Origin of the sequence: Nocardia flavorosea (genome assembly GCF_015477805.1) — a bacterium.
Taxonomy (GTDB): Bacteria; Actinomycetota; Actinomycetes; order Mycobacteriales; family Mycobacteriaceae; genus Nocardia; species Nocardia flavorosea_A.
This window is the reverse complement of record NZ_JADLQL010000006.1, coordinates 41,956-57,962: the sequence shown is the minus strand read 5'-3', so window position 1 is coordinate 57,962 and position 16,007 is coordinate 41,956. Positions and strand designations below refer to the sequence as shown.

General features: G+C 67.6%; 18 protein-coding genes. 10 read left to right on the top strand and 8 right to left on the bottom strand.

Annotated elements, in window-relative coordinates:
• Window positions 1-254: 254 nt before the first annotated feature.
• A complete protein-coding gene (locus IU448_RS29210) occupies window positions 255-764 on the top strand; it encodes a hypothetical protein (protein ID WP_228814191.1) in 510 nt (169 codons plus the stop codon).
• Window positions 765-836: 72 nt separating this feature from the next.
• On the top strand, window positions 837-1,223 hold the full coding sequence (locus IU448_RS29205) for a hypothetical protein (RefSeq protein ID WP_228814189.1): 387 nt from the start codon (window positions 837-839) through the stop codon (window positions 1,221-1,223).
• Window positions 1,224-1,360: 137 nt separating this feature from the next.
• Here the strand turns inward: IU448_RS29205 and IU448_RS24210 are convergent, their stop codons facing one another.
• The gene (locus tag IU448_RS24210; RefSeq protein ID WP_195058006.1) at window positions 1,361-1,888 is read right to left on the bottom strand and encodes a MarR family winged helix-turn-helix transcriptional regulator; all 528 of its coding nucleotides are present in this window, start codon (window positions 1,886-1,888) and stop codon (window positions 1,361-1,363) included.
• Between the two features lie 136 nt (window positions 1,889-2,024).
• Here IU448_RS24210 and IU448_RS29200 point away from each other — a divergent pair, with 136 nt between their 5' ends.
• The 3 genes from IU448_RS29200 (at window position 2,025) to IU448_RS24200 (ending at window position 2,855) form a co-directional block, all read left to right on the top strand.
• Window positions 2,025-2,186, top strand: coding sequence for a hypothetical protein (locus IU448_RS29200; RefSeq protein WP_228814187.1), 162 nt, complete (start codon window positions 2,025-2,027; stop codon window positions 2,184-2,186).
• Window positions 2,183-2,467: a hypothetical protein gene (locus IU448_RS29195; protein ID WP_228814186.1), complete on the top strand. Its 285-nt coding sequence runs from the start codon at window positions 2,183-2,185 to the stop codon at window positions 2,465-2,467. The genes IU448_RS29200 and IU448_RS29195 overlap by 4 nt, the downstream gene beginning before the upstream one ends.
• A 61-nt stretch (window positions 2,468-2,528) precedes the next feature.
• Window positions 2,529-2,855, top strand: a complete 327-nt coding sequence (locus tag IU448_RS24200) for a histone-like nucleoid-structuring protein Lsr2 (protein WP_195058005.1) — start codon at window positions 2,529-2,531, stop codon at window positions 2,853-2,855.
• 41 nt (window positions 2,856-2,896) lie between these two features.
• Here IU448_RS24200 and IU448_RS24195 read toward each other — a convergent pair whose 3' ends face one another.
• The 5 genes from IU448_RS24195 to IU448_RS24175 form a co-directional block, all read right to left on the bottom strand.
• On the bottom strand, window positions 2,897-3,385 hold the full coding sequence (locus IU448_RS24195) for a DUF1360 domain-containing protein (RefSeq protein ID WP_324188703.1): 489 nt from the start codon (window positions 3,383-3,385) through the stop codon (window positions 2,897-2,899).
• Window positions 3,382-4,551, bottom strand: a complete 1,170-nt coding sequence (locus tag IU448_RS24190; RefSeq protein ID WP_195058306.1) for a zinc-dependent alcohol dehydrogenase — start codon at window positions 4,549-4,551, stop codon at window positions 3,382-3,384. Before IU448_RS24190 ends, IU448_RS24195 begins: the two co-directional genes overlap by 4 nt.
• The gene (locus IU448_RS24185; protein ID WP_195058003.1) at window positions 4,551-5,060 is read right to left on the bottom strand and encodes a hypothetical protein; all 510 of its coding nucleotides are present in this window, start codon (window positions 5,058-5,060) and stop codon (window positions 4,551-4,553) included. The genes IU448_RS24190 and IU448_RS24185 overlap by 1 nt, the downstream gene beginning before the upstream one ends.
• 214 nt (window positions 5,061-5,274) lie before the next feature.
• Complete coding sequence (locus tag IU448_RS24180) at window positions 5,275-5,568, bottom strand: DUF427 domain-containing protein (protein WP_195058002.1); 294 nt, start codon at window positions 5,566-5,568, stop codon at window positions 5,275-5,277.
• A 98-nt stretch (window positions 5,569-5,666) separates the two neighbouring features.
• Window positions 5,667-6,044: an ArsR/SmtB family transcription factor gene (locus IU448_RS24175; protein ID WP_195058001.1), complete on the bottom strand. Its 378-nt coding sequence runs from the start codon at window positions 6,042-6,044 to the stop codon at window positions 5,667-5,669.
• A gap of 99 nt (window positions 6,045-6,143) precedes the next feature.
• Between IU448_RS24175 and IU448_RS24170 the strand changes: the two genes are divergently transcribed.
• From IU448_RS24170 to IU448_RS24160, 3 genes are all read left to right on the top strand, one after another.
• Window positions 6,144-8,132 (top strand): heavy metal translocating P-type ATPase, encoded by a 1,989-nt coding sequence (locus IU448_RS24170; protein ID WP_324188702.1) that lies wholly within the window; start codon window positions 6,144-6,146, stop codon window positions 8,130-8,132.
• 103 nt (window positions 8,133-8,235) lie between these two features.
• Window positions 8,236-8,358: a type B 50S ribosomal protein L36 gene (gene ykgO / locus IU448_RS24165; RefSeq protein WP_033242076.1), complete on the top strand. Its 123-nt coding sequence runs from the start codon at window positions 8,236-8,238 to the stop codon at window positions 8,356-8,358.
• Between the two features lie 39 nt (window positions 8,359-8,397).
• A complete protein-coding gene (locus tag IU448_RS24160; protein WP_195057999.1) occupies window positions 8,398-9,231 on the top strand; it encodes a class I SAM-dependent methyltransferase in 834 nt (277 codons plus the stop codon).
• A gap of 378 nt (window positions 9,232-9,609) precedes the next feature.
• Here IU448_RS24160 and IU448_RS24155 read toward each other — a convergent pair whose 3' ends face one another.
• The gene (locus IU448_RS24155) at window positions 9,610-10,443 is read right to left on the bottom strand and encodes a class I SAM-dependent methyltransferase (RefSeq protein ID WP_195057998.1); all 834 of its coding nucleotides are present in this window, start codon (window positions 10,441-10,443) and stop codon (window positions 9,610-9,612) included.
• 369 nt (window positions 10,444-10,812) lie between these two features.
• Here IU448_RS24155 and IU448_RS24150 point away from each other — a divergent pair, with 369 nt between their 5' ends.
• Both IU448_RS24150 and IU448_RS24145 read left to right on the top strand, forming a co-directional pair.
• Window positions 10,813-12,744, top strand: a complete 1,932-nt coding sequence (locus tag IU448_RS24150) for an ABC transporter ATP-binding protein (protein ID WP_228814184.1) — start codon at window positions 10,813-10,815, stop codon at window positions 12,742-12,744.
• A complete protein-coding gene (locus IU448_RS24145) occupies window positions 12,741-14,486 on the top strand; it encodes an ABC transporter ATP-binding protein (protein ID WP_195057997.1) in 1,746 nt (581 codons plus the stop codon). The genes IU448_RS24150 and IU448_RS24145 overlap by 4 nt, the downstream gene beginning before the upstream one ends.
• Before the next feature lie 159 nt (window positions 14,487-14,645).
• Here IU448_RS24145 and IU448_RS24140 read toward each other — a convergent pair whose 3' ends face one another.
• Window positions 14,646-15,977 carry a salicylate synthase gene (locus IU448_RS24140; RefSeq protein WP_195057996.1) on the bottom strand — a complete coding sequence of 444 codons (1,332 nt, stop codon included), beginning with the start codon at window positions 15,975-15,977 and terminating at the stop codon, window positions 14,646-14,648.
• Window positions 15,978-16,007 lie beyond the last annotated feature (30 nt).

Genomic DNA, 16,007 nt, shown 5'->3' with positions numbered 1-16,007 from the left:
GGGCGGCTGTGGAATCCGCGAATCGTGGACCGGCCCGAACGGGAACGGCTTGCCGGTTCTCCGGCCGGCACCACGATGCCGGCTTCCGCGCGAATGTCTACCCTCGGGACCAGCGCAATCGCCGTCGCGGCCGTGGTCCACCGGCCGGCGTGCCGCGGTGATACACGCCGCCGTCCGGGTTCCGCCGCGGCCGGCGGCCGGTTGGCGGCGACCACATCCCCAAACCAGTCATGTGATCGGAAGGACAACCACAGATGTTCGCCGCGATCCCGGACCGTGAGGCCATCGATATCGCACTCGGTCTCGCCGTCCGAGCGCCGTCGGTCCACAACACCCAGCCGTGGCGGTGGCGGCCGACTGCCACCGGAATCCAGCTCTTCGCCGATTCCGATCGCCAGCTCACTGCCACCGACCCCTTCCAGCGGGCCCTGATCATCAGCTGCGGCGCTGCGCTGCACCATCTGTGCATCGCCCTGGCCGCGCTCAACTGGTCGACCAGCGTGGAGTACTGCCCGGATCCCGCCGATCCCGGCCACCTGGCCACCGTGCGCACCATCCGGCAGCGCCCCTCCGACGCGCAGATCGAACAGGCCGCCGCTATTCTCTTGCGGCGGACCGACCGCCGCCGCTACCTGCCCCGTCCGATCCCCGCCGGGCATATCCGCGCCCTCGCGGGCCAGGCCAGTGCCTACGGTGCCGCTGTCCGGCAGGTTCCGGATCCGCTGCTGCCGCGGCTGGCCGCACCGATGCGGCACGCTGCCTAACTGCACAGTGCCGATCCCGCCTACCAGGCCGAGATTGCTCGCTGGAGCGGTCCCGGCCGGAGCGCCGACGGCGTGCCCTCCCGCAATGCCCCCGCACCCCGCCACGCCGGCGAGATTCCGGTGCGCAGTTTTGCCGAGCCTGCCCTCCTGGACCCCGCCGACCGGCCCGACGGCGCCCAATGGCTGGTCGTGGGCACCCCGTACGATGATCGTCGCGCCCAGTTGCGCGCCGGGGAGGCGATCAGCGCCCTCTTGCTGACCGCGACCGGACTCGGCTTGGCGACGAGTTTGCAGACCGAACCCCTCGGCATGCTCGACTCCCGTCAGGACATTCGTACCGGTCTCCTGCACGACTGCGCCTACCCGCAGGCCATGGTTCGCGTGGGCTGGGCCGCCGGTAGTGCGGCTCCGCTCGCCGAAACCCCACGTCGTGCGGTGGCGGATGTAATGGCCGCCTGATCCGCCACCGTCGTGTGCACGCCCGCCGGGGCGCGCGGGCCGGCGGAGATACCGTCTCGGCTCCGGGCGGCGAGGTCCGTTTCGATTTTCGTCCCGAGCCGGCGCGATGGCCCCCGACGTCCGAAACCCGCGCGGGACTACCCGGCGGCCCGGCCGTCCGGTGCTTCCAGTGTGTGCAGCAGAGTCCGTAAGAGGTCTTCGAGGGCTGCCTGCCCGGTTGCGGGGAGGGCGGCGAGCAGGCGCGTGACATTGGCGGTATGCGCGGTCATCGCCTCGTCCACCGTGGTGAAGCCCTTTTCGGTCAGCCGGACATGGAAACTACGCCGATCGTTGGGGTCGAGTGTGCGTTCGACGAGGCCGGAGGCCACCAGCCGGTCGATCCGGTTGGTCATGCCCGCTCGTGTGAGCAGCAGAGTTGCCGAGAGCTGTGAGGGCGTCAGGATGTAGGGTTCGCCCGCCCGGCGCAAAGTCGCCAGCACATCGAATTCCCCGCGTTGCAGTCCGAATTCGGTGAATACTCGTTCCTGTTCCGGGCGCAGGAGCAGCGCGGCCCGGCCGAGACGGCCGACGATACCGATCGCCGTGAGGTCGAGGTCCGGGCGTTCACGCGCCCAAGCCGCGACGACAGAGTCGACCGAGTCGGGTACGGAGGGTTTCTCACTCATACAACAATCCTATTCGTCGCCTGATAGTTAGGTGGCTAACTATCAGGCTGTGTTCATATTTGCACTCTGTGACGCCGCTCCGGCTATCGCGCACCGTCGGCACCGTCGGCGCCGCCCGATTCCGAGCCGGATCCACATGGACGACGAAGTAACTCGATACATCGACAAACTGCCGTCCTGGCAGATCGACGTGTGCCGGCAGTTGCGCGCAACGATCCACAAGGCGATCCCCGCCGTCGAAGAGCGGATCCGGTACGGCAACCGCACTTCCCGAAGAACGGGCAGCATGCCGCGGTGATCCACGCAGCGAAGAACAAGGTGTCGTTCATGGTGTTCGACGCTTCGGACATCGAGGCGGTCGAGGGCGTGTTCAGGTCGATGGGCAACGGTGAACGTAAGACCGCCGATATCGCCGAGGGCGAGATGTCGACTACGACCTGCTCGCTGCGTCCCTGGCCGAGGCGAGCCGCACCCGCTGAACCGGCGCACGGAAAGCCCTGGACCCGAGCGGGTTCCGTACGCGAATGCTCGGGAATCGCCGGTTCGCCCGGCGTTGCTCATGAGGCCGGATATCGGTGACTGCTACTGTGCCGCGGGATGTTTGGGTAATCCAGTGGGTCGGTGAGTGGAGGTATGGAGCGTGGCGCGCAAGGTTGTTGTCACTGTGGTCGATGATCTGGACGGCCGGTCCGCGGCGGCGGAGACGGTGTCGTTCGGGATCGACGGAGTGCTGTACGAGATCGATTTGAGCGAGGCGAACGCGCGGGAATTCCGCGCGAGTATGGCGAAATGGGTGCCCTTCGCCCGCCGGACCGGAGGCCGGGGCCGCACCAGAGGCGTCGCCACCGGACGATCGAAAGATGCGAAGGCAGTGCGTGAATGGGCGCGGAACAACGGTCACGATGTCCCCGACCGCGGCCGGATCCCGGCGGCCGTGCAGGAGGCATATCGGCGCGCTGCGATATGACGGCCTCGGCTCGCGGTATCGCGGCGGACCGAGGCGGGAGGTCAACGGTGCGGGGTCGGTAGTTCACCCTCGGCGATCTGCTGGGCGCCGGCGTAGGCGAGATGCAGGAAGTCCGCGCCGGCCAGGGCCGCGGCTGCGTCGGTCACCGTGCGGGTGACCCGCGGGGCGAAAACCCGTCCGACCGTCAACGCGGTGATGAGCCAGACGTCGAAGCAGAACGGGCAGCTGAGTAGCTCTCCGATGCTTGCCATCGCCCCGTTTCCGGGCTTCGGCTGTTCCATCACCTCGCCCGGTCCGCCGTCGCCGGTAGGCTTGGTGAACGGCGCCCGCACCGGCGCGGTCACAGCACCTTTGGTGATCAGCCGGGACAGTTTGTGCGCCGCGAAGGCGGTGCGCACCAGATCGCCGGCGCTCATACCGTGGGGCAGTTGCCGGCCGGTGCAGCCGCCCAGCAGCGTCACCGCCGCGACCAGGATCGCGTAGCCGGCGATCATCAGTGCCCGGCTGCTCAGGGACGGCGAGGCGCTCACGGCCGGAAGACCGCCCGGATGCATCCGTGCTCTTTCGTCTTGAACATTTCGTAGCCGCGCACGGCGTCCTCCAGCGGTAGGTCATGGGTGATCAGATAGGACGGGTCGAGGTCGCCTTGTTCGATGTAGTCGAACATCCTCGGCATGTACCGCTGCCCGTGCTGCTGGGCGGTGCGGATCGTGAGGCTCTTGTTGGTCACCACGCCCATCGGGAATTTGTCGGTGAGCCCGTAGACACCGAGCACGGCGACCACACCGCCTTTGCCGCAGGCGAGGATGGCTTCACGCAGCGGCGTGGCACGGTCGGTTTCCAGGCGCAGCAGTTGTTTGACACGGTCGTAGGCCTGCTGCAGACCGGTGCCGTGCGCCTCCATCCCGACCGCGTCGATGCATGCGTCCGGGCCTCGGCCGCCGGTGATCTCCCGCAGTGCCTCCGGGACGCTGTCGGTCTGTGTGTAGTCGATCGTGACCGCGTCGAATCGTTCGCGCGCCAAGGCCAGCCGCTCGGGAAACCGGTCGATGACGACGACTCGGTCCGCGCCCAGCAGCCGCGCGGAATGGGCGGCCATCAACCCCACGCCACCGCCGCCCCACACCGCGACGGTATCGCCGGGCGAAATATCGCAGAAGTCGGCGCCCATGAGACCGGTGGGCACCGCATCGGAGCAGAACAGGGCCTGTTCGTCGGTGACGCCCTCGGGGACGGTAAAACAGTTGGTATCCCCGAACGGCACGCGGATGTAATGTGCGTGCGATCCCTGATATCCCCCGAAGGGGTGGGTGTAGCCGTAGATACCGCCGGTCGGATACCCGAAGACGGGCTGTTGCAGAGCGGCGTTGGGGTTGGTGGTGTCGCAGACCGAATACAGGTCGCGATCGCAGTAGCGGCAGGACCCGCAGCCGATGAACGACGGCACGACGACGCGGGCCCCCACCTGTGTCTCGGTGACCTCCCGGCCGGCTTCGACGACCTCGCCCATGAACTCGTGGCCGAATACGTCTCCCGCGCGCATCCCCGGGAGGTATCCGTCGATGAAATGCAGGTCCGAACCGCAGGTGGTCGTCAGTTTCACCCGCACGATCACATCGTGCGGGTTCACCAGTACCGGGTCGGGTACGGTTTCCACCGCGAGATCGTTGACGCCGTTCCAGCACAGTGCACGCATCATGCCTCCCCGGTCGGCCGGCGGGCGCTCGGGTTGTGCTCGAGCGTCGGTACCTCGCCTGTTTGCAACAGCGCACGCCCCCGGTAGAGGACCGTGAACAGGGCCGCGCCGGTGAGCTGTTCCGGCAGCGGGGCATGTCCCGATATCCGGACCTCGGTGCCCGCCTCGTGCGGTGCATCCGCGAACCCGAGTTCGATCTGTACCAGGTCGGTATCGTTCGCATCGACGAATCGCACGCCGTTGCCTGTCGTGACAAGGGTGCTCTCCCAGGTGATGGACTCCGCGCCGGTTCGCTGCACCGCCCACTCGTAGCGGTCCGGCCCGGTCGACCGAACGTCGGCCATTCCGCGGAAGACGCGCGACAGGCACGCGGGGTCACGCCAGAACCGTTCGGCCACGGCGCGTGGGCAGCGCACGGTCAAGGTCTGGCTGCTGCTGCCGCTCACCGGCCCCACAGCTCTACCCACGAGCGCTATCAGCTCTTGTTTCGCCTTGTCGAGATAATGCACAACGCCTGTTCCTTTCGAATGGCCGACCAGGAAACCGCGGATACGGGCGGGTCGTCACCGCATCGTGCGTTCCGGCAGCTGACACCGGGTCATCGGCGACCCGCCGACTCCCGCGCGGCTACCCACTTTCCAGTGCGGCAATCCGAATTCCCGGCCGGATCGGACGCCACGGCATATGTGCTTTCCTCCGCGCGTCCATCACGTCCGTGCCGGGTTATTCGGGCTCGCCCACAACCTCGACGCCGTTGCCGAATGCAACGTGGTTCTCGATCCGCCGCGCGGGCGGGGTCGGATTCGGGTAGTACCAACCGGCGTCGGGGTTCACCATGTCGCCGACGGTCACCGTGTAGTAGCGTGCCAGTCCTTTCCAGGGGCACAGCGATTTCTTCCGGCTTTCGCCGAAGTACTGACGGTGCAGTGATTCGGGCGGGAAATAGTGGTTGCCTTCGAGCCGTATCGTGCGCGGTGTTTCGGCGAGCACCACGCCATTCCACACTGCGCGTATCACCGATGGGCCTCCTGGTCGACCGTACTTTCTGTGTCCGGATCGAGGCAGTTTCCGAGCGAGTCGGCTTCCGTCGGCCCTCTCGCGTCGAATGACGATTCTCAGGCAGGGGTTTGCGTGGTGGGGGCTTCGTCCTGGTCGGGTAGGCCGAGGCGAAGGTGTTCGCTGTGATAGACGGCTTCGTCGAGTAGTTGAGCGACGTGGTTGTCGTAGAGGCCGTAGACGATACTGCGACCCGATCGCGTGCCGGTGACCAGCCCGAGATTGCGGAGCAGCCGGAGCTGGTGGGAGACCGCCGACTGTTCCATGCCGACCGCGTCGGCGAGTTCGGAGACCGCACGGGAGCCCTGGCGGAGTTCGCTGAGTATCAGTAGCCGGCTGGGCGTGGCGAGCGCCTGCAGCGTGGTCGCCACGCGCGCGGCGGACTCGGCGTCCAATCGCGCGGTCGGCCGGTCGCGGCCTTCGACCCCATGTCCCATGAGCACGGATTCTAGCGCAGTCGTTTTGAATAAATGAACACGTCTTCATGTGTTCTGATATGTTCGATTCGACTCTGCTCCGAATCTTGGAGGTCCCTCGTGGTTCCGACCACTACAGCCGCACCCAGCCGGTCGGCCGCCGCGCCGCAGGCGCCATTGCTGTTCACGCTCCCCGAGGCGCGCTGGGCGGGTGCGGCGCTGCTGCTGTTCCTGCTCGGGCTGGTCACGCAATGGCTGGGGGCGCCGGCGTGGCTGTGGTGGGCGCTGTATCTGGCCTGTTACGCCACCGGCGGCTGGGCGCCGGGGCTGGCGGGCGTGCGCGCATTGCGGGAGAAGAAGCTGGACGTGGATCTGCTGATGGTGGTCGCAGCCGTCGGCGCCGCCGCCATCGGCCAGGTTCTCGACGGTGCTCTGCTGATCGTCATCTTCGCAACCTCCGGCGCCCTGGAAGCGCTGGCCACCGCACGGACCGAGGATTCGCTGCGCGGGCTGCTGCAACTGGCCCCCGATACCGCCGCCCGGCTCACCGACGCAGGTGAAGAGGAGACCGTCGCCGCCGTGGATCTGGCGATCGGCGATGTGATCCTGGTCCGCCCCGGCGACCGGATCGCCGCCGACGGGACAGTGATCGCCGGAGCCGGTGAAGTAGATCAGGCCACCGTCACCGGTGAATCGATGCCGGTGGACAAATCCGCCGGCGACGAAGTGTATGCCGGAACCCTCAACGGCACCGGCGCACTGCGGATACGGGTGGACCGGCGCGCCGAGGACTCCGTCGTGGCCAGGATCGCCGGACTGGTCGAAGAGGCCGGCCGGACCAAAGCCGAAACCCAGTTGTTCATCGAGAAGATCGAGCAGCGTTATTCGGTGGGCATGGTCGCGGTCACCCTCGCTGTTTTCGGCGTACCGCTGCTGTTCGGCGCCGATCTGCAATCCGCACTGTTGCGCGCCATGACCTTCATGATCGTCGCCTCGCCGTGCGCGGTTGTCCTCGCCACCATGCCGCCGCTGCTGGCGGCCATCGCCAACGCCGGCCGGCACGGCGTACTGGTCAAATCCGCCGTGGTGCTGGAGCGGCTCGGCACCACCACCCGCGTCGCCTTCGACAAGACCGGCACGCTGACACGTGGTGCCCCCGAACTGACCGAAATCCGCCCGTTGGCCGGAACCTCTTTCACCGAGGAGCAGATCCTGCGGCTGGCCGCAGCCGCCGAGTACGGCAGCGAACACCCCATGGCGACGGCCGTGGTCCGCGCCGCCCGCCGTCGCGGCCTGCCACTGCCCGTCGCCGAGGAATTCAGTGCCCGGCCCGGTCAGGGCGTGTCGGCGGTCGTCGAGGGGTATTCCGTCCGTGTCTGCTCTCCGGCAGCAGCGCTGCTCGGCAACTCCGATCCCGCGGTGCTCGAGGCCGCCGCCGTCGCCGACGAACTACAAAAGGGTGGCCGTACCGCTGTGGTCGTACTGTGCGACCGGATCCCGCTCGCTGTCCTCGGCCTCGCCGACCGGCTGCGCCCGGAAGCACCCGCGGCAGTCGCGGCGATCACCGAGCTGACGGGGTCCGCGCCGGCGCTGCTCACCGGTGACAACCCCGCCACCGCCGCCCGGCTCGCCGAGCGGGTCGCCATCACCGACGTGCGCGCCGGCCTGATGCCCGAGGACAAGGTCGCTGCTGTGCGCGAGCTCGAGGGTGCGGGGGAGCGGGTGACGGTCGTCGGGGACGGCGTGAACGACGCACCGGCCCTGGCCGCCGCCCATGCCGGAATTGCCATGGGCGCAGCCGGATCCGATTTGACCCTGCAGACCGCCGATGCGGTGGTGGTGCGCGACGATCTGAGCACCGTTCCCGCTGTGATCGCGCTGGCCCGCCGCGCCCGCCGGGTCGTGCTCGCCAACCTCGCGATCGCGGCCGGCTTCATCGCAGTCCTCGTTGTCTGGGACCTGATCGGGCACCTCCCGCTACCGCTCGGTGTCGCCGGACACGAAGGCTCCACCGTAATCGTCGGCCTCAACGGCCTGCGCCTGCTATCTGGCCGCGCGTGGGACAAGGCGCAGCGCAGTGCGTCGGCGCCCGCCGCCGGCCCGCGGTGACCATCGCGACAACCGTATCGGCCGCCCGTGGGCGGACCTCCCGTATTCACGCGACCGCTCGAATCCTATATTGTAATGAAAACCGTTTTCATAAGGAGTGTCGATGAAGGTCCGGAAATCGATTCGGTCGCTGAAGAACCAGCCCGGAGCGCAGGTCGTGCGGCGACGGGGCAAGCTTTACGTGATCAACAAGAAGAATCCGCGCTTCAAGGGCCGCCAGGGCTGAGCGGCGAATCGGGTCTGTCATGAAATACCGGGGTGCGCGATGAGCACGGAAACACTCGATCCCGTATTCAGCACATATCTCCTGGCCAACAGGAAGTTCATGGAGCCGCTGGTATCGGCCGCGATCGCCGGTATGGCGATTGTGCCCGGCAGTCGGGTCCTCGACGTCGGCACCGGTGCGGGTGGTGCGCTGCCCGCTTTGGCCGCGACCGGCGCCCGGGTAGAGGCCATCGACCTCGACCCGGGAGTGGTCGCCCTTGCGGGCGAATACGCCGAACAATGCGGAGTGGCCGACCGGGTCTCGGTGCGGCGCGCCGACCTGCGCGAGGTGCCGGCCGCCGAGGCCGCTGGATTCGATGCCGTCTGGGCGGGCGAGGTGATCTGGCCGGGTAATTTCGACGATCCCGCCGCGGTGACTGCCGGGCTTGCGGGATCGCTGAAACCCGGCGGTGTGCTCGGCCTGTTCTACTCGGGTTATTACCGGGCCACTTTCCTGCCCGGGCATTCGCGATGGGAGCGACTGATCGGCGCGGCCTCGCTGCGGCGCTGGGGCCTGCCCGAGGACGGTCCGCATCACCACGACCGCCATATCGGCTGGCTGCAGGCCGCCGGTTTGACCGATATCGCCCTCACCGTGCTGCCGCGAGTCGGTTTCGGCGACGACCCCGAGGTGCGAGCGTATCTGGAAGCGGTGGTGTGGCCGGAACATCTGACCTCCCTCCGGGAATGCGGCCGGCAGGTCGGCGCGACGGCGGCGGATCTGGCCGGTATCGAAGCCGCACTGACACCGGGTAGTGACCGCTACGTCTTGGACGAACCCGGTTACCACCTGATCCACCCGGGGATTCTGGCCACCGGACGGCGTCCCCGGTGACCGGCTACGCGGTGTAAGCGCCGGCCGCCGAGTACCTGCACCTGCTCTCCGCGGCGATGTGGGCCGGCGCCGGCCGAACGGCTCGGCGCTGTCCTGCATGCCGCCGGCGCGGAGCCGAGTGTTGCGGTGGAATCCGGCATCTCGCACCGGCAACGCGGCGGGCGTTGTTCGCCGATCGGGTGCCGAGGCCGGCTGCGGTCGGCACCGGACGCTTCTCGGCTGCGCCGAAAGTTCTTGCAGCGGCAGTGGTTTTGTCGCGGACCCACTTCGCCGCCGGTCCGTAGGTCTCGCCGGTAACGAGGATGTCGACCGTTGGGGGGCTTGGGTCTTCAGGCGTGAGCCAGAACGGCGGAATGCGAGGTCGGCCTCGTCATCTGCTCAATCGCCTCCGGAGGCGGGTGCCGTGGTTTCGAAGAGGTTCAGTTTGTAGGTGGTGACCGCGGGTGGAAAGACCGCGCGTAGTACCTTCATCCCGACCCGGTACCGTCGCGGCCAGCGCCCGGCAACGGCCGGTTGAGGAGAAGCGAAAGTGCGGGAATCCAGCAGTCGCAGCCCATGGTTCACCAAGGTGCGCGGGTCGTCGCAGATCCATTTCATGCGAGCGGTGAGCTGTTTGAACACCGGATTGCGGTCCTGGCTGCCCATCATGACTCTGCCGCCGGTGTCGAGAACCAGTCGACTGCCCGGGAAACCTTCGGCTATCTGTGCCAAGGTGGTGTGCACGGTCTCGGCGGAAAAGTACAGCAGGACTGCCTCACTCAGCAGGAACACCTGGTTACCGGGTTCGCGGACCCGATCGAACCAATCGGTGTCGATGATCGAGCCCTCGATCATCGTGTAGCGGTCGCTGTCGGTGAAGAACTTGCGGCGCAATGCCATCGTGTCGGGCAGGTCGAGATCGAACCAATGCAATCGGCCGTTGTCGAGGCGGTCGAAGCGAGTGGACAGGCCGCAACCGAGGTCCACCACTGTGGTGTCGGGATGGTCGGCCAGGTGGCTGCGGAGGTATTCGTCGAAGATGGCGGCGCGCAGCACCGAGCCGCCGAGTGCGGGGCCGCGGAACTTCGCGAAGTCGTAGTCGAGGGCCGAGACCAGTTCGATGGCCCTGGTATCGCGGAGGATGCTGTCCGGTCGCTCGGCATCCTGCGCGCGGCCGTACAGGGGAACCAGCAGAGTCTCTTGGACCTCACCGAGCGATATCGCTTCACCCACGTGCTCAACATAGCCCGATGCGGGAAGCGGGTGGGCGATGTCGGGCAAGCGCGTCGGCGATTGGGTTTCAGCTGGTCGAACGGTGGCGGACGAACACTCGATCGCCACGGTTTCCGGCGGCCTGCGGTGGCGGGATTGTGGGCGCAGTGCTGTCGGTGGCGCGCGTCGGTGTGTGGCGGAAGGACGGCGGCTCGGGTCGGCTGTGCCGGGCGCGGTGGTGTGTTAGGGTTCGCCTATTCGACAATGATAATCGTTTCCCGGAGTCGTGGCTGTCGATGACGATGAAGCAGGGCTTCGATTCGATATCGGGGGCACTGTGCCGCCGCCCGGGCGGCAGTTTCTCGTGCATTACGGACAGGAGCCGTGACAATGGGTGATACCGGGGCGTCGCTCCGAGTAGCAGAGGTGGGGCAGGGGCCTCGAACGACTACCGAGCGGGCCGAGGTGACGCCCGGCAGCGCGCTGTTGCGGGTGACCGAGCCGGTCCGTGGCCGGCTCGGTGCGTCAGCGGCGGTGGGTGCGGTCGGCGGAGCGGCCGGTGTGGCCGGTTTCGTGGGATTGGCGCTGGCGCTGGGCGAGTTGTTCGATGCCGACACCGAGACCGCGACGGTGGTGGCCTTCCTGGTACTCGCCGCGGCCGGGTTCCTCGTCCGATTCGCCATGCGCGCATGGTCTTTCCTGCTCTCGCACCTGGCGTCCTTCGATCTCGAGCAGCGGCTGCGCAGCGATCTCGCCGCACATCTGGGCCGGGTTCCGCTGGGTGAGGCACAACGCCTGGGCTCGGGGGCGGTGAAAAAGATTGTGCAAGACGATGTGCGCGGTCTGCACATGGCAGTGGCCGACGCGGTACCGCTGGCCGGATTCACGGTGGCCCAGCCCATTGCGGCGCTGGTGGCGCTGGGCTTCGTGGACTGGCGGCTCCTGCTCGCCGTCGCGGTGTTCCTGCCTGTGGTTTTCATCGGGATGCAACTGACACTGCGGGATTACGTCGAGACCCGGCGTCGCTACGACGAGGCCAACGAAGCGATCAACGCGGCGACGGTCGAATTCGTGCAGGGTATGCCGGTGGTGCGGACCTTCGACGACGGTACGGTGTCGTTCCGGCGCTTCGTCGACCGAGTCCGGCAGTTCAACGTCGCAACGACGGTCTGGCAGAACAACAATCGCAGCGCGATGATCTTCGCCAATCTGACGGTGGCGCCGCTGCCCACCATCCTGATCGTCACCGCCGTGGGGAGCTGGCTCACGGCGAACGGATCGATGTCGCCGGCGCAACTGGTCGCGGCGATCCTCATCGGCACCCTGCCGGTGGAATCGGTGGTGCCGCTGATGAACCTGTCCAACCTGATCAACGACTCCAAAGCCGGTGCCGCGCGTATTGTCGAACTGCTCGACACAGCGCCGCTGCCGGAACCGGAGAACCCGCAGACCCCGGCCGACGGGTCGATCGAATTCCGGTCCGTTCGCTTCGGTTACGGGGGTGCGGGCCGGGCCGCGCTCGACGGGGTGGACCTGACAGTTCCGAGCGGTACCGTCTGCGCGCTGGTCGGGCCGTCCGGATCGGGTAAATCGACAGTCGCCCGGCTGATTCCGCGGTTCTGGGATGTGGATTGCGGGCAGGTGCTCGTCGGTGGGGTGGATGTCCGCCGGATCGCCTCGGCGGATCTGCTCGGGCAGTTGGCGATGGTCTTCCAGGACCCGTTCCTGCTTTCCGACACCGTGAAGGAAAATATCCGGCTTGCCCGTCCCGCGGCCACCGATGCCGAGGTCGAGGCCGCCGCGCGAGCCGCGCAGGCGCACGATTTCATCGTCTCGGAACTGCCGCACGGCTACGACACACCGGTGGGTGAGCGCGGTGCCCGGCTGTCCGGCGGGCAGCGTCAGCGCATCACCATCGCCCGGGCACTGCTCGCGGACGCGCCCATCGTGATTCTCGACGAGGCGACCTCGTTCGCCGATCCGGAGAACGAGGCCGCCATCCAGGCGGCGATCGCCGAACTCACCCGCGGTCGTACGGTGCTGGTGGTTGCCCATCGGCTGTCGACGATCGTCGACGCGGATCAGATCGTGGTGCTCGAATCCGGCCGGGTGTCCGAATCCGGTACACATACCGAACTGCTCGCATCCGGCGGCCGCTACGCCCGGCTCTGGGACCATCATCAGCGCGCCCGGGGGTGGGGACTGGGCAGCGGCAAGATCGAGAAAGCCCTCGGCGGAGCCGAGAACAAGGAGGCCCTCGGCGGAGCCGAGAACAAGGAGGCCCTCGGCGGAGCCGAGAACAAGGAGGCTACGAACCGATGAGGCGAATCCTGGGGCTGATGTTGCTCGCCGCCGGAGACTACCGGGACGAGTTCCGCCGCACCCTGTGGTGGGCCTTTCTCAGTTCTGTCCTGCAGGCGGCCGCGTATGCCACGCTGATCCCGATCCTGTACGAGCTGAGCCAACCGGATGTGAACACCACCGTCGTGTGGAGCTGGTTCGGTGTACTGGTGGCCTGCTGGGTGGCCCAGGCGGCATTCCACTACGCGCAGTTGCGGTTCGAGTTCGGCCGGTGGGCCGATGTGCTCGCCGCTACCCGGATGCGCTTGGGCGACAAGCTGCGAACCATGCCGCAGGCGGATCTCGAACGCCGGGCCGCGGGGGATCTCACCACGGTGATGGGCAGCAATGTCGCCAATGCGACGATGAGTTCGTCCGGGATGGCGTTGCTGTTCATCCAGATGGTCACGGTTCCGGCGGTCATCGGCGTAATCATTATCGCTATCGATTGGCGGCTGGGGCTGGTGCTCGCGGTATCGCTGCCGTTCGCGGTGTTGTTCGTCCGCCGGATCCAGCAGATCACCGGGGCGGGGGCACGCCGAACCGATGCGGCCGATGCCGCGGCCGCCGGCCGGGTGGTCGAATACGTGCAGGGTTTGCCGGTGCTGCGCGCCACCGGGCAGATCGGGAGCTCGTCGCAGCGGCTGGTCGAGACTCTGCAAGAGCAGAACGAAGCCATGTCGGCCATGCAGAAGCGGCTGACCTGGCCGGGACTGCTGGCGTCCAGTGTCGTCCAACTGTGTCTGGTGGCAATGGCCGCGACCGGGGCGGCGCTGGTGCTGGATCTGGACATGTCGGCGGCCTTGCTGATCGCCATGGTGGCCGCGGCGGTGCGTTTCGCCGAGCCGTTGTCGACCATGGCCAACCTCTCATCGATTTTCGAGATCACCGACTCGGCGCTGGAACGGGTCGGCGAGGTGCTCGATGCCCCGGCACTGCCCGTGGGCGACCCGGCGGCGCGAATCAGCGCCTACGACATCGAATTCGACGATGTGCACTTCGGGTATTCCGGTGGCGCCCAGGTGTTGCGCGGAGTCTCCTTCGCCGCTCCCGCCCGATCGCTCACCGCGCTGGTGGGCCCGTCGGGATCGGGCAAAACGACGGTGACCAGGTTGCTGACCAGGTATGCGGACCCGGATGGCGGCAGTGTGCGCATCGGCGGCCTCGACCTGGGTGCACTCGACCCGGTGGAGATCTATCGCAATATCGCGGTGGTGTTCCAGGATGTGTATCTGTTCGACGATACGATCCGCGCGAATATCGCGATGGCTGCACCCGACGCGAGCCAGGAAGAGATCGAAGCCGCGGCCAGGGCCGCCAACGTGCATACCTTCGTGGAACGACTGCCACACGGGTACGACACCCGTGTCGGCGAAATCGGCGGCGCATTGTCCGGCGGCGAACGCCAGCGCATTTCAATCGCCCGCGCGATTCTGAAGAACGCGCCGATCGTCCTGTTGGACGAACCGACCGCCGCGCTGGACACCGAGAGCGAAGTGTATGTCCAGGACGCCATCGACGCGCTGGTCGCGGAGAAGACGGTCATCGTGATCGCGCACCGGCTCTCCACCGTGGTGGCGGCGGACCAGATCCTGGTCCTGGAGGACGGCCGGGTCTCCGAGCGGGGCACCCACGACGAACTGCTGGCACAGCAGGGCCGCTACCGCGCGATGTGGGAGGCACAGACCCGGGCCCGGCACTGGCGGGTCACTGCCTCGGCATAGTTCTGGGAGGGCCCATCGCCCTCGTCACCGGATAATCGGAGACGAGGGCGGTGGTATGCGGTTCTGCGCAGGATCGCTAATCGCTGCCACGGTGGTTCCGAGCCCTACGCGGGTGGTCCCGGCGTCAGGTACGGGGACAGCGGCCAGAGGTCTTTCCGGTCATGCTCCCGCCGGGGCCGGCCCCGGGCTTCCGGACCGCACGGGCACGAGGTAGGGGGCGATACACGCCAGTTTTTCGCAGGTCTCCTCGTGTTCGCGTGCGGGGGTCGAGCCGGTGACCACGCCGGCTCCGGCACGCAGCCAGCTTCGCCCACCGCGTTGATAGACCGCGCGCAGCACGAGCGCGGCATCGAGAGATCCGGTGCTGTCGGCTCGTACGACGGCACCGCTGTAGAGGCCGCGGGTGCCGGGTTCGAGGTCGTCGATCGCGGCGCAGGCGGGTGCTTTGGGAATACCGGACGCCGTGATGGCGGGATACACAGCGGCGAGGGCGTCCCAGGAAGTCCGGCCGGCGGGTAACAGGGTTTCGACCCGCGACGCGAGGTGTTGGACGCTGCCGCGCTCTTTCACGGTGAGGAATTCGCTGACCCGCGTGGGGCTGCCGACACTGTCGAGTTCGGTGTAGGCCAGCCGCACGGAGGTGGCGTGCTCGTAGATCTCTTTCGGGTCGGAGAGCAGATCGTCGCGCAGCGCCCGGTCGCGTTCTGCGTCACCGGTTCGGGCGCGGGTACCGGCCAGCGGCTGGGTGGTGGCCAGCCCGGCGCCGTCGGCTTCGAGAACGGTCTCCGGGCTGACACCGGCTGCCTGCCAGCCGCCGAGGTCCAGCAGGAACGAGCGGGCCGGGGCGTTCATCCGGCGGACCGCGGCGTAGCTGGCGGGCATATCCACCGCGAACGGCACGTCCACTCGGCGGGACATGATCACTTTGTGGAACTCGCCGTGCCGGATCCGGTCCAGCGCATCCTGCACTCGCACCAGGTAGGCGGTATCGACCGTGTCGACAGGTACGGGTGTGGGCGCCGGCGCGGGGGCGGAGGTATGCGGTAGTTCGAATTCGAACGGCGCGCCGTAGCGACGGATGTGCACCTCGGTTTCGGTGATCTCCAGTTCCACGCCGGGGACCATGAAGTGGGCGAGAATATCGTCCGGTGCGGCGGTGTCCGGGCGATAGAGTTCGAAGCAGGCCCAGCCGTAGGCACGCCACCCGGGTACCGGTGCCCGGCCGAGTGCGGCGTGGATCCGTGGCCAGGGGTTACCGCTCCAGGATTCGGTGTGGTCGCCGCCGAGGGTGCTGTGCAGGCGGCCGGGTCCGACGGTCACCGCGCCGATCGGATTGCCGGCCACGTACCAGCGTCCCGGCTGTTCGTAGACGACGTAGTCGGTGAGCCGTCCGGAGGCCGCCACGGCGGCGGCCAAGTTCAAAGGGTCGGTGTTGTGCGAGTGCACGGTATGCGCACAGTCGTCGATGCCGAGGGTGGTGGGCCGGTTCATCGTTCTCGCAATCCGGTTCGAGGAGATGCC

Bases quoted from the DNA above. Each gene is read 5' to 3' on its own strand.
- IU448_RS29210 (WP_228814191.1), top strand. From the start codon at position 255: ATGTTCGCCGCGATCCCGGACCGTGAGGCCATCGATATCGCACTCGGT.
- IU448_RS24210 (WP_195058006.1), bottom strand. From the start codon at position 1,888: ATGAGTGAGAAACCCTCCGTACCCGACTCGGTCGACTCTGTCGTCGCG.
- IU448_RS29200 (WP_228814187.1), top strand. From the start codon at position 2,025: ATGGACGACGAAGTAACTCGATACATCGACAAACTGCCGTCCTGGCAG.
- IU448_RS24190 (WP_195058306.1), bottom strand. From the start codon at position 4,551: ATGCGTGCACTGTGCTGGAACGGCGTCAACGATCTCGCGGTGGAAACC.
- IU448_RS24175 (WP_195058001.1), bottom strand. From the start codon at position 6,044: ATGGGACATGGGGTCGAAGGCCGCGACCGGCCGACCGCGCGATTGGAC.
- ykgO (WP_033242076.1), top strand. From the start codon at position 8,236: ATGAAGGTCCGGAAATCGATTCGGTCGCTGAAGAACCAGCCCGGAGCG.
- IU448_RS24160 (WP_195057999.1), top strand. From the start codon at position 8,398: ATGAGCACGGAAACACTCGATCCCGTATTCAGCACATATCTCCTGGCC.
- IU448_RS24150 (WP_228814184.1), top strand. From the start codon at position 10,813: ATGGGTGATACCGGGGCGTCGCTCCGAGTAGCAGAGGTGGGGCAGGGG.
- IU448_RS24145 (WP_195057997.1), top strand. From the start codon at position 12,741: ATGAGGCGAATCCTGGGGCTGATGTTGCTCGCCGCCGGAGACTACCGG.
- IU448_RS24140 (WP_195057996.1), bottom strand. From the start codon at position 15,977: ATGAACCGGCCCACCACCCTCGGCATCGACGACTGTGCGCATACCGTG.